Consider the following 12,827-nt stretch of genomic DNA (forward strand, 5'->3'; position numbering starts at 1 on the left):
AAAGAGAATAGCATGGCGTTTATATCTTTATCAGCAGCAGTGCTTGCTGGTGGAAAAGCAGAGCGAATGTCAAAGCAGGACAAAGGTTTGTTGTTCTTTCAGGGTGAACCGATGGCGTCATCCGTAGCGCGAGCGTTACAGCAAGTAGCGGATGTTGTGTTTATTAATGCCAATCGAAATATCGAAAAATACGCTGAGCTGGGTTACGACGTGATAGCGGATGAGCAAAATTATCATGGCAAAGGGCCTTTATCTGGATTGATGTCTTGCTTGGCCTTTTCTAAGACATCGCATTTATTGGTTTCTCCCTGTGATACGCCACAAATTAGCGCAGACGCATTCGCAAAGTTAAAACAAGCCAGTGTGTCCTCACCTGATCGTATTCATTATTTATGTGATTCTTCAGGAATACATCCTTTGCATGCGATCTTACCTGTAGCGGAAACGTTAGTAGCGTTAGAAGCGTTTTTTAATACTGAGAACCGTTATAGCGTGATGGCTTTTTATGACTACTTTGGCGGTGATACCGTCAAGTGGGATGTCCCTGAGCAGCTTTTAAATGTAAATACGCCACAAGATCTGCTGTAAATTATTTTAGTGAGTCGATATCTAGGTGGTACGACTCGCCGTCTTCTTCATGCTCTAGTTTAACGAGCAAGTAGTCTAACGAAGGGACAAACCAGAAAGACGTCTTTTTACCCTTTTCAAGATTGTCTGTGCGAATGATTTTGATGGCGGAAACACGACCAAGTTTGGTGTTGATGGTTTCCATTTTATCTCGCTTGAAGCGCCAGGTTTTTATGTATCCTCCATCCGCGATTTGATACTCGAAGTCGTTTTTTCCAAGCTTTAGGTCTTGTCTAACTTGTAACTGAATTGACAGTTTATCGAGAGTGCCTGGGTTAATCGAAAGATTCCATGGCTTGTCTTTAACATCATTGCGAACGAAGTTGTTTTCCCAGTCGAAGGTCAGTGTCGCGCTTCTTTTTTTCCCAAGAGCTGAGCTTTTATATTTGTATTTGGTGGGCACTATCTGGTGATCTTTAACGTAAAAAACAGATGACTCATTTAGCGAAGCGATGAGACTGTCAGCAGTAAACGTAAATTTCCAAGAATCATTATCTTGCTTTGAAAGGGTTTGCTTGCCTTCTACTTTTAGACTGATGCCTTTTTTCCATATTGTGCTGTAGACGGCGGTATAGGGCTTTAGAAAAGTTTCTTCGGGCTTTTGTGCTGTTGAAGAGAAAGAAAGCATGGGAATACTCATAAAAATAGCCATTAACAAATTTGGAATTTTACGAGCTCTCATACTTTCTCCTACATCATGTTAGTGCTTCGTTATAAAGAATGCCGTGTTCGGGCAGTGGATTCTTATCTAAAAAAGCCTTTCCGTCTTGGAATGTTAGTCTTTCTTCACTGAACCATTTTACAGCCAGTGGGTAAATAATATGCTCCAAAGCATGGACTTTTTTCGCTAATGTTTCCGCTGTCTCTTCTTCGGCAATCTCTGTGCTTGCTTGCAATATCACCGCACCTGCATCCAGTTCAGGACTGACAAAGTGAACGGATACACCGTGCTCTTTTTCATTCGCATCAATTGCACGTTGGTGCGTATCGAGCCCTTTGAACTTTGGCAACAAAGATGGATGAATGTTTAGCATCCTACCATCATAATGTTTCGCAAATGCTTCAGTTAAAATACGCATAAAGCCAGCCAGAACAACCAGCTTTGGCTGGTATTGATCTATGAGAGCTTGTAGTTCTGAGTCGAACTCCTCTCGGCTGTTGAATGATTTATGGCTAAGAGTATGAGTGGGAATGCCTGCATTCTTCGCTCGCTCTAGGCCATATGCATCCGCTTTATTGCTAATTACAGCGCAGATCTTGGTTTTGAGTTTTCCTTGCAAGCTTTGATCAATCAAAGCTTGCAAGTTGCTGCCGCTGCCAGAAATTAAGACAACGATTGGAAAACTCATGCTTGCATCTCTAGATCAGAGATCAAGACATCTTTGCCACCGTTACGTGGGCAAATGTCACCAATGATCCAAGCGTTTTCACCTTCAGCTTGCAGAATGGCAAGCGCTTCGTCTGCTTTTTCTGCATCAATTGAAAGTACCATGCCGACACCGCAGTTTAAAACACGGTACATCTCTTCTTGCTCAACATTTCCTTGTTCTTGCAACCAATCGAACACAGCTGGGCGTTTCCAGCTTGCTGCATCGATGCGCGCCGCTGCGTCTTCAGGAAGAACGCGAGGAATGTTTTCAAGCAAACCGCCGCCAGTGATGTGAGCTAGGGCGTTCACGGAAATGGATTCCATTAACTTAAGGATAGACTTCACATAAATGCGAGTTGGCTCCATCAATGCGTCTTTTAACGGTACGCCGTCGATCTCTTGATTTAGGTCTGCTTTGCTGACTTCAAGAATCTTACGGATAAGTGAATAGCCGTTTGAGTGAGGGCCAGATGAACCTAAAGCAATCAATTTGTCGCCAGCTTTTACATTGCTGCCATCAATGATGCTTCCTTCTTCAACCACGCCTACACAAAAGCCAGCTAGGTCATAATCACCGTCATGGTACATGCCAGGCATTTCAGCTGTTTCACCACCAACAAGCGCACAGCCTGCTTGTAGACAGCCTTCACCAATACCTGTTACTACATTGGCTGCAACGTCAACGTCTAGCTTGCCAGTTGCGTAGTAATCTAGGAATAATAGAGGCTCAGCGCCTGCTACTACTAGATCGTTAACGCACATAGCAACAAGGTCGATACCAATCGTATCGTGTTGATTAAGGTCCATTGCTAGGCGAAGTTTTGTGCCTACGCCGTCAGTGCCTGAAACTAAGATGGGGTTTTTGTATTTTGTTGGAAGGCGAGTCAAGGCGCCAAATCCACCCAAACCACCCATTACTTCAGGGCGACGAGTTTTTTTGCTTACGCCTTTAATGCGTTCAACAAGTTGATTTCCGGCGTTGATATCTACGCCTGCGTCTTTATAACTAATGGATGGTTTATCCGACTTGGTCATTGCCTATGCCTTATCATGGTACGAGGAAAAAAATGCATTTTAGCATAGTGGCGCATTAGGGCTATGGTTCTTTGCAATTAAGACAGTAGAATAGGCAAATAAACGAAGGAAGGGTTATGAATTCTCGTATATTTTTACTACTTATCAGTGTTTTTTGTATTTCGTCAGCCAATGCTGTTCCTGTTCAAGGGCTTTATAGTGCTGAAATTAATTTACCAGTGACGCAATCCGAGTCGCAAATGCTGAACGATGCGTTCAATTTGGCTGCTGAGGATGTGCTAATTAAAGTATCAGGAGACAAAGACGCCATTTCTGGTGATTTGCTTGAGCAAGCTAAAAAACAAGCTTCTACTTGGGTAGCGCAACACTCTATTGCTTCTTTAAATGAGCTTTTGCCATTTGATGGGGGTTTTGTTCCGGGTAAAAAAATCAAGGTGACTTTTTATCAAGCATCAATTGATGGTTTTTTATCCAAGAATAATTTGCCTGTGTGGGGCGATAATCGACCTTCTGTATTGGTATGGTTAGTGACAGAAAAAAATGGTGTGAGGTCATTGTCTGGGTCAAGGTCGCCTTCAGATGCACTGAGTCAATTTGCGCAATCGAGCAGCATGGTTGGGGTTCCTGTGTATGCCCCGCTATTTGATGAAGTGGATAAGAAAAATCTGACGGTGTCTGATGTTTGGGGCTTTTTTGAAGACAGTATACAAGCGGCAAGTCGGCGTTATCAGACAGATTCTGTCGTCGCGCTAAAAGTAAGTGATTTTGCTGGGCAAATTGAAGGTAGCGCCTTGGTGCTATTAAAGAACGGTGCAACGGAACGCTTTTCATTACAGGGTGAAACACTTAATGATGTGGTCGATCAGGCTGCGGCTCGTGTAGCGAAAGTGTTTTCTTCTCGCTATGCGTCTGTCCGTAATAGTGGCTCGGCAAGCAAGCTGAATATTCAGGTAGTTGGTGTTAAAAATTACGCCGCGATGAATAAAGTGCAGTCTTATTTGGAGAGTATTGGCTTGGTGCGTGACCTGAGTATTGTGCAGGTTGAAGGTGATAAAGTGGAATTCGTTGTCGTTATTGATGGTGATAAAGAGAAACTCTTTAATAGTATTTCCTTGAGTCGCTTGCTCATCAGTGCTCCGTTAAATGCGTTAGATCCCGACGCAAATAGGGTTGTGTCTTATCAATATGGTGGAATGAATTAAATGTTAGATCCGATGGATGAAACAGTAAAAGAACGTGATTTCTCGGCGCGCCCAGAGGAAGAGCAAAAAGATTTTGTATCTCAAACTTGGTGTAATCACTGCATGGAAGTTGACTTAGGCATGGTTAACCCTAAGGAATTTGAGTCGAAAGATCGAGTTTGGATTGAAGGGGAGTGTGTTAAGTGTGGTCAATCAACGATTACTGAAATCGTTGAAGATGATGAAGAGTAGCACTTAGCTTTTATTTAGATCTTTATAACCAATAAAAAACGCGCCTAAGGGCGCGTTTTTTTGTAATGCATTAGTTCAATGTATTACTTTTTGGTTGGGTAGTCGCGCTCTGGCTTGCCGACATACAGCTGGCGAGGGCGGCCAATTTTATACGGCCCGCTGATCATTTCATTCCAGTGAGAGATCCAGCCAATAGTACGAGACATGGCAAAAATCACAGTAAACATACTGGTTGGAATACCAATTGCTTTCATGATAATGCCGGAGTAGAAGTCCACGTTAGGGTAAAGTTTACGCTCAACGAAGTAAGGATCTTCTAGTGCAATCTGCTCAAGGCGTTTGGCGATTTTAAGAAGAGGGTCATTAGACTGGCCTAATTCTTCCAATACCTGATCACATGTTTCACGCATTACTTTTGCGCGTGGATCAAAGTTTTTATAGACACGATGCCCGAAGCCCATTAGACGGAATGGATCGTTTTTGTCTTTGGCTTTCGCGATGTATTCATCAATGTTTTCAACATCACCAATTTCTTCAAGCATAGTCAACACGGCTTCGTTTGCACCACCATGAGCAGGCCCCCAAAGCGTTGCGATACCAGCAGCAATACAAGCGAATGGGTTTGCGCCTGATGAGCCTGCTAGTCGTACTGTAGAAGTAGACGCATTCTGTTCATGATCTGCGTGAAGGATGAAAATTCGGTCCATTGCTTTAGCAAAAACAGGATTAACTTTGTACTCTTCACATGGTGTTGCGAACATCATGTACAAGAAGTTTTCTGCATAAGATAAGTCGTTACGAGGGTACATAACAGGCTGATCTTTAGAGTACTTGTAGCAAATAGATGCCAAAGTAGGCATTTTAGAGATAAGGCGGAATGCCGCAATTTCACGATGCTTTGGATTGTTGATATCCATATGGTCTTGATAGAAAGCAGACAAAGCACCAACTAGGCCACACATAATAGCCATAGGGTGAGCGTCATTTCTAAAGCCCTCGATGAATTTATGCATCGATTGGTTCACCATGGTGTGTTTGCCAACCGTTTTTTCAAATTCTGCTTTTTGGGCTTTATTAGGAAGTTCTCCATAAAGTAACAAATAGCATGTTTCTAGATAGTCTGAATGTTCTGCAAGTTGCGCAATTGGATAACCGCGATGCAATAGTATTCCTGCATCTCCATCTATGTATGTAATAGAGGATTCACAAGAGCCGGTAGACATAAAGCCTGGATCGTAGGTGAATACACCGTTAGCACCTAGTCCGCGAACGTCTATGACGTCTGTTCCTAAAGTACCTGAAAGAACAGGAAGTTCGATAGCTTTATCGATCCCATCCACTTTGAGTAGCGCTTTTTTATCAGCCATTTATGGTCTCCTTCGTATTCCGGTTCTGGGCTAAAAGTTCTTATATTGACACTGCCTAGTCCAGAAGGTGCGGAAAAAATACTGTTTCTAGACTATAAAAGTCAATCTTGTTCATTTGCACCGAATTTACATTATGGTGTGTTATTTTGTAATTATCTGACATAACCCTGAAGGTTATTCGGAGGGTTTTTATACTTATTTTTACTTATCTGTATGATTTATAAGGAAAAATAGAAAAGTTCTCAGTGCTAATTTTATGTAATTTTATACCATTATTGTTTGAAGTTATGTCTACATTCATTTGATGAATGGTGACCATTGAAAACCTCTTGTTCAGTCTATTTGTCTTAGTATTTTTCGCTGGTCTATAATTGCGCCTCAGACGATTTCATTGATTTGCTGATGCTAATGGATAAAAGAAAGTCGCTTTTAAACATTTGTTGGCAAATCGATGAGATTTTCAAAGTAGGCCTATGACGTGTCATATTACTCTGATTAAGATGTAAAAACAGGCGCGTATAGACATTGGGTCGTGATTGACCATTCAATCGATAAAAATGGTGTAAATAGTCGTGAATAAAAAAAGACCAGTCAACCTTGATATTTCAACAATATCAATGCCCGTCACTGCAATTGTGTCTATTCTTCATCGTGTAACAGGAATCATCCTTTTTGTGGGATTGGCTTTCTTGTTTTATGCGTTCGATCTTTCTCTTGAATCTCAAGAAGGTTTTGATCAGGTAGTTAACGCTTTGCAAACTAACTTTTTGGTGAAGTTCGTTATCTGGGGTGTTGTCTCTGCATTGATGTACCATTTCGTAGCAGGTGTTAAACACTTGTTTATGGATATGGGATATTTTGAAGAATTAGAAAGTGGACGTAGTGCTGCTATCGCAAACATTGTGATTGCTGTGGTTCTTATTGTGTTAGCAGGAGTTTGGATATGGTAACTCAAATCACTAGTTTTGGTCGTTCAGGCCTTTATGACTGGATGATGCAGCGTGTATCTGCCGTTGTGTTGTCTTTGTACACTGTTTTCATTATTGGATATTTGTTGCTTAATCCTGATCTAACATACGATCAGTGGAGTGCTTTGTTTGAAGCAACATGGATGCGCATCTTTAGTTTGATGGTGCTTCTATCTATTGGTATGCATTCTTGGATTGGTTTGTGGTCTGTTTCAACTGACTACATCAAAGCAACTGGTGCTCGTTTCTTTTTTCAATCTCTATGCGGTTTTGTAATGTTTGTTTACATCGTATGGGGTGTTCAGGTTCTTTGGGGGCTATAAGTAATGGCAAATATTCGTACTATTTCTTTTGATGCCATTGTTATCGGTGGTGGCGGTGCTGGTATGCGCGCTGCACTTCAGTTAACAGAATCAGGTTTAAATACCGCATGTGTTACTAAAGTATTCCCAACTCGTTCACACACTGTATCCGCTCAGGGTGGTATTACGTGTGCAATTGCGAGTGATGATCCGAATGATGATTGGCGCTGGCACATGTATGACACTGTAAAAGGGTCTGATTACATTGGCGACCAAGATGCAATTGAATACATGTGTTCTGTCGGTCCTCAAGCCGTTTTCGAACTAGAGCACATGGGCTTACCGTTTTCACGTACTGAGCAAGGTCGTATTTATCAGCGTCCATTTGGCGGTCAGTCTAAAGATTTTGGTAAGGGCGGTCAGGCTGCCCGTACTTGTGCTGCTGCTGACCGTACAGGTCACGCTTTGTTGCATACGCTTTATCAGGGTAACCTAAAAGGCGGAACGACTTTCTTTAATGAGTGGTATGCCACAGACTTAGTGAAGAATAACGAAGACGCTGTTGTTGGTGTTATTGCGATTTGTATCGAAACAGGCGAAACCGTTTATCTAAAAGCAAAGGCGACTGTTATTGCAACAGGCGGTGCTGGCCGTATCTTCCAGTCAACCACTAACGCTCACATTAATACTGGTGACGGTGTTGGTATGGCTTTGCGTGCTGGTTTCCCTATGCAGGATATGGAAATGTGGCAATTCCACCCGACAGGCATTTACGGTGCAGGTACGCTTGTAACGGAAGGTTGTCGTGGTGAAGGTGGTTACCTAATCAATAAAGACGGCGAACGTTTCATGGAGCGTTATGCGCCAAATGCGAAAGACCTTGCTGGTCGTGACGTAGTGGCTCGCTCAATGGTTCTTGAAATTCTTGAAGGTCGTGGCTGTGGTCCAGACGGTGATCACGTGTTGTTGAAATTGGATCACCTAGGTGAAGAAACGTTGAATAAGCGTTTGCCTGGTATCCTTGAGCTTTCTCGCACGTTTGCGCACGTTGATCCAGTTAAAGAACCAATTCCTGTTATTCCTACTTGTCACTACATGATGGGTGGTATTCCAACAAACATCGGTGGTCAAGCGCTTAAACAAAATGAAGCGGGTGAAGACGTTATCATTGATGGTCTTTATGCGTGTGGTGAAGCGGCTTGTGTATCTGTACATGGTGCCAACCGTTTGGGTGGTAACTCACTTCTAGACCTTGTTGTGTTTGGTCGTGCTGTTGGTTTGCATGTTAAAAAGTCTCTAGATGAAGGTTTCGACTCTCTAGATGCGGACGACACGAATATAGAAAAAGCATTGTCTCGCTTGAACCGTCTAAATGGTTCAAACGGCGGTGAAAGTGTTGCAGCCGTTCGTGCTGATCTTCAGCGTGTAATGCAGCTTTACTTCGGTGTATTCCGTGATGGTGAGGCAATGCAGAAAGGTTTGGCTCAGCTTAAAGAAATTCGTACTCGCGTTGAGAATTTGCATCTTGAAGATAAGAGCCAAGCATTTAATACTGCGCGTATTGAGGCCCTTGAGCTTGAAAACCTATTGGAGGTTGCTGAAGCAACAGCTATTCCAGCAGAATTCCGTAAAGAAAGTCGAGGTGCTCATGCACGTAATGATTTTACTGAGCGTGACGATGAAAACTGGTTGAAACATTCTTTGTTCCACCCAGTAGGTAAGAATGTGACTAAGCGTGAAGTAAACTTTGCTCCAAAAACCATGGAAGCTTTTCCACCTAAGATCCGTTCATACTAAGGAGTTATATCAATGTTGGTTAGTATTTATCGCTATAATCCTGAAGTGGACGATGCTCCTTACATGCAGGACTATCAAATTGAGTTGCCAGAAGGTAAAGATCTGATGGTGCTTGATGTGTTGAACTTGTTGAAAGCGCAAGATCCTACTATCTCTTACCGTCGCTCATGCCGTGAAGGTGTGTGTGGTTCAGATGGTATGAATATGTCTGGTAAGAATGGTTTGGCTTGTATAACGCCAGTATCGGAAGCCGCTAAAAAGGGTAAGCTTGTGCTTCGTCCTTTGCCTGGTTTACCGGTTGTTCGCGATCTTGTCGTGGATATGGGACAATTCTACAAGCAGTATGAAAAGATTCGTCCATTCCTAATTAATGATGAGCCTGCGCCAGCAATTGAACGTTTGCAAAGCCCAGAAGAGCGTGAAAAGCTTGATGGACTTTACGAATGTATTCTATGTGCTTGTTGTTCAACGGCATGCCCATCTTTCTGGTGGAATCCTGATAAGTTTGTTGGGCCATCTGGATTGCTACAGGCTTACCGCTTCTTGGCAGATAGCCGTGATACAGCAACTCAGGAACGTCTTAGTGACTTAGACGACCCATTTAGTGTTTTCCGTTGCCACGGTATCATGAACTGTGTAAACGTTTGCCCTAAAGGTCTAAACCCTACTAAGGCGATTGGTAATATTCGTTCTATGCTGTTACAAAGAGCGACCTGATAGTTGTTTTTGTGGTTGTCCAGTTTTATTTGGATTGACTGCGCGAAATAGGCGGCTTGGAAATGTATTCAATGCCGCCATTTTTGCATATTCTAATGTAGAGAATGCAACAAAAAGAATTTAAAATTCGACCTTTGCGAACAAGGATGTACTAAGAAAAACCGCTAACTTAGTAATTATGGAATTAGGATGTGGCATTTTTTTAAATGTGATGTTCTTAGTGGTTTAGTATTGAACGTAGAAGGGCGAAAGTAGCTGGAAATAAACAAAAAATCGAGGCTTTAATAGCCTTACGGGCCTGATAAAATGATCGATCTTATTATAGATTGAGACCGGGACCCCGGTAGCTGGCTCGAACATAAGGGTGATCGAGAATGCACGAAAGTTTAATGGAGTTGCTGTGGAGCACCTCTCATTTTTCAGGTGGAAACTTGGAATATGTTGAAGGGTTGTTTGAAAGCTACCTCGTCGATCCGAACTCAGTGTCGGAGGAATGGCGTAAATGTTTTGATCAATTGCCTCGTGTAAGCGAAGCACAATCAACTGATCTTCCTCATTCCGTGATTCAAGAACAGTTTCTACAAATTGGTAAGAACAAATTTCGCTCAATGCCTGCTTCTACAGGTGTGGTGGCTAGTTCTGATCATGAGCAGAAACAAATCAATGTCCTGCAGTTGATAAACGCTTATCGCGTTCGTGGACATCAACACGCAACACTTGATCCACTTGGGTTACAAAAACGTGAGAAAGTAGCTGATCTAGATATTGGTTATCACCAATTAACTGGTGCAGATCTAGATACCACTTTTAATGTAGGTTCTTTATTCTTTAATAAAGAAGCGCTTAAATTAAGTGAGATCGTATCTGAGCTTGAAAAAACCTATTGCGGAAGCATTGGTTATGAATTCATGCACATTGTTGATACGCAAGAAAAAGCGTGGCTTCAACAACGTGTTGAATCGGTTCGTTCACGTCCTGAATACTCCCAAGAAACCCGCGAAAGCTTACTTGAGCGTTTAACTGCTGCTGAAGGACTAGAGAAGTATCTTGCTAGTCGTTACCCAGGCGCAAAACGTTTTGGTCTTGAGGGTGGCGAAAGCTTAATCCCTATGGTGAATGAGCTAATCCAACGTTCTGGCGCGCTTGGTGCGAAAGAAGTGGTTATTGGCATGGCTCACCGTGGTCGTCTTAACGTCTTGGTGAACACGCTAGGTAAAAATCCTAAAGACTTGTTTGATGAGTTTGAAGGTAAAAAATTAGTCAATACCTCTGGTGACGTTAAATACCACCAAGGTTTCTCATCTAATGTGATGACGGCGGGTGGGGAAGTTCATATTGCTTTGTCATTTAACCCATCACACTTAGAAATCGTTTCTCCTGTTGTTGAAGGTTCTGTACGTGCTCGTCAAGATCGCCGTAAAGACACAACGGGTAAAACTGTCGTACCTATCTCGATCCATGGTGATGCAGCATTTGCAGGCCAAGGTGTGGTTATGGAGACATTCCAGATGTCTCAAACACGCGCTTACCGAACAGGTGGTACAGTACATATCGTTATTAACAACCAGGTTGGTTTTACTACTAACCGTCAGGAAGACTCGCGTTCTACTGAATATGCGACAGATGTTGCTAAAATTATTCAGGCGCCGATTTTCCACGTTAATGGTGATGACCCAGAAGCAGTGCTTTTTGTCACTCAACTAGCCTTAGATTACCGTTACGAATTTGGTCGTGATGTTGTCATTGATATGGTTTGTTACCGTCGTCGTGGTCATAACGAGACAGACGAGCCTTCTGGTACTCAGCCATTGATGTACAGTGTTATCAATAAATTGAAAACGACTCGTACCCTTTACTCTGAGCGTTTGATTGCTGAATCTGTCGTGACACAAGAACAGTCCGATAAGATGGTAAGTGAAAATCGCGAAGATTTGGATAATGGCCGTCATGTAGCAAAAAGTCTTGTACTAGAGTCTCAAACAGGATCTTTTGTTGATTGGAAACCTTATCTAGGTGTTGAGTGGACGGATGCAGGCGACACGACATACCCATTATCTAAGTTGCAGGAAGTTGCTAAGAAATTAACAACGGTTCCTGATGGTGTCGTTATTCAGCGTCAAGTTCAAAAGATTTATCAAGACCGCGATAAAATGACCGCAGGTGCTTTGCCTCTAAATTGGGGTTACGCAGAAACATTGGCGTTTGCAACTTTGCTTGAGCAGGGTTATCCGATTCGTATTACGGGTCAGGATTCTGGTCGTGGTACTTTCTCGCATCGTCATGCGGTAATTCATAGCCAAAAAGATGGCAGTACTTATATTCCACTGAAACATTTGTCAGAAGATCAGCCTACAATGGATCTTTACGACTCTTACCTTTCAGAAGAAGCGGTATTGGCTTTTGAGTACGGTTATGCCAGCACATCTCCAAAAGGTCTGGTTATTTGGGAAGCGCAATTTGGTGACTTCGCAAATGGCGCGCAGGTTGTAATTGACCAGTTTATTACCAGTGGTGAGCATAAATGGGGACGCCTATGTGGCTTAACTATGTTGTTGCCGCATGGTTATGAAGGTCAAGGTCCTGAGCACTCATCTGCAAGGCTAGAGCGTTTCTTACAGCTTTGTGCTGAATATAATATTCAGGTTTGTGTGCCAACAACGCCGTCGCAGATCTTCCATATTATCCGTCGCCAAGCGATTCGTCCTATGCGTCGTCCGCTTATTATTATGTCTCCAAAGAGTTTGTTGCGTCATAAACAAGCGATTTCGACACTAGAAGATTTGGCGGAAGGTAGCTTCAAAACGGTTCTTCCTGAGTCAGTGGAAAACATTACTGCGGATAAAGTAAAACGTATTATTCTTTGTAGCGGTAAAGTGTACTTTGACTTGATTAACCGTCGTGAAGAGCTGCAAAAAGATGACGTTGCTGTAATACGTGTTGAGCAATTGTATCCGTTCCCATACGCAGATTTAGAGTCTGAGTTAGAACAATACAAAAATGTTGAGAGCTTGGTATGGTGTCAAGAAGAGCCGAAAAACCAAGGTGCTTGGCATGCCAATCGTCACCGTATGAATCGAGTGTTGGAAAAACTGTATCCTGAATTAAAAATCCGCTTTGCAGGTCGAATTTCGTCTGCTGCACCAGCGGCTGGTTACATGTCTGTCCATGTTGAAGAACAAGAAGCGCTGGTCAACGACGCATTAGTTGGTTAG

At 42.7% G+C, this 12,827-nt stretch carries 12 protein-coding genes; 8 read left to right on the forward strand and 4 right to left on the reverse strand.

Annotated elements, in window-relative coordinates:
* Positions 1-12 precede the first annotated feature (12 nt).
* A complete protein-coding gene (gene mobA / locus C1X04_RS06750) occupies positions 13-588 on the forward strand; it encodes a molybdenum cofactor guanylyltransferase (RefSeq protein WP_110571762.1) in 576 nt (191 codons plus the stop codon).
* A gap of 1 nt (position 589) precedes the next feature.
* Here mobA and C1X04_RS06755 read toward each other — a convergent pair whose 3' ends face one another.
* Genes C1X04_RS06755 through purM form a run of 3 tightly spaced genes read right to left on the reverse strand, consistent with a single transcriptional unit; the run spans position 590 to position 3,031 of the window.
* A complete protein-coding gene (locus C1X04_RS06755; RefSeq protein WP_110571763.1) occupies positions 590-1,309 on the reverse strand; it encodes a DUF3108 domain-containing protein in 720 nt (239 codons plus the stop codon).
* A 13-nt stretch (positions 1,310-1,322) separates the two neighbouring features.
* Positions 1,323-1,976 carry a phosphoribosylglycinamide formyltransferase gene (gene purN, locus C1X04_RS06760; protein ID WP_110571764.1) on the reverse strand — a complete coding sequence of 218 codons (654 nt, stop codon included), beginning with the start codon at positions 1,974-1,976 and terminating at the stop codon, positions 1,323-1,325.
* Positions 1,973-3,031 carry a phosphoribosylformylglycinamidine cyclo-ligase gene (gene purM / locus C1X04_RS06765; protein ID WP_110571765.1) on the reverse strand — a complete coding sequence of 353 codons (1,059 nt, stop codon included), beginning with the start codon at positions 3,029-3,031 and terminating at the stop codon, positions 1,973-1,975. Before purM ends, purN begins: the two co-directional genes overlap by 4 nt.
* Before the next feature lie 116 nt (positions 3,032-3,147).
* Between purM and C1X04_RS06770 the strand changes: the two genes are divergently transcribed.
* A complete protein-coding gene (locus tag C1X04_RS06770; protein WP_137169502.1) occupies positions 3,148-4,233 on the forward strand; it encodes a DUF2066 domain-containing protein in 1,086 nt (361 codons plus the stop codon).
* On the forward strand, positions 4,234-4,464 hold the full coding sequence (locus C1X04_RS06775) for a hypothetical protein (protein ID WP_110571767.1): 231 nt from the start codon (positions 4,234-4,236) through the stop codon (positions 4,462-4,464).
* An 83-nt stretch (positions 4,465-4,547) separates the two neighbouring features.
* Here C1X04_RS06775 and gltA read toward each other — a convergent pair whose 3' ends face one another.
* Positions 4,548-5,831 (reverse strand): citrate synthase, encoded by a 1,284-nt coding sequence (gene gltA, locus C1X04_RS06780; protein ID WP_110571768.1) that lies wholly within the window; start codon positions 5,829-5,831, stop codon positions 4,548-4,550.
* Positions 5,832-6,403: 572 nt separating this feature from the next.
* Between gltA and sdhC the strand changes: the two genes are divergently transcribed.
* The 5 genes from sdhC (at position 6,404) to C1X04_RS06805 (ending at position 12,827) form a co-directional block, all read left to right on the forward strand.
* Positions 6,404-6,781 carry a succinate dehydrogenase, cytochrome b556 subunit gene (gene sdhC, locus C1X04_RS06785; RefSeq protein WP_110571769.1) on the forward strand — a complete coding sequence of 126 codons (378 nt, stop codon included), beginning with the start codon at positions 6,404-6,406 and terminating at the stop codon, positions 6,779-6,781.
* Positions 6,775-7,122: a succinate dehydrogenase, hydrophobic membrane anchor protein gene (gene sdhD / locus C1X04_RS06790; RefSeq protein WP_110571770.1), complete on the forward strand. Its 348-nt coding sequence runs from the start codon at positions 6,775-6,777 to the stop codon at positions 7,120-7,122. The genes sdhC and sdhD overlap by 7 nt, the downstream gene beginning before the upstream one ends.
* Positions 7,123-7,125: 3 nt before the next feature.
* On the forward strand, positions 7,126-8,898 hold the full coding sequence (gene sdhA / locus C1X04_RS06795; RefSeq protein WP_110571771.1) for a succinate dehydrogenase flavoprotein subunit: 1,773 nt from the start codon (positions 7,126-7,128) through the stop codon (positions 8,896-8,898).
* A gap of 12 nt (positions 8,899-8,910) precedes the next feature.
* On the forward strand, positions 8,911-9,615 hold the full coding sequence (locus C1X04_RS06800) for a succinate dehydrogenase iron-sulfur subunit (protein ID WP_110571772.1): 705 nt from the start codon (positions 8,911-8,913) through the stop codon (positions 9,613-9,615).
* Positions 9,616-9,989: 374 nt separating this feature from the next.
* Entirely contained in the window at positions 9,990-12,827 is a 2,838-nt protein-coding gene (locus C1X04_RS06805) for a 2-oxoglutarate dehydrogenase E1 component (RefSeq protein ID WP_110571773.1), read from the forward strand.

Source organism: Marinomonas sp. FW-1, assembly GCF_005222245.1.
GTDB classification, from domain to species: Bacteria; Pseudomonadota; Gammaproteobacteria; order Pseudomonadales; family Marinomonadaceae; genus Marinomonas; species Marinomonas alcarazii.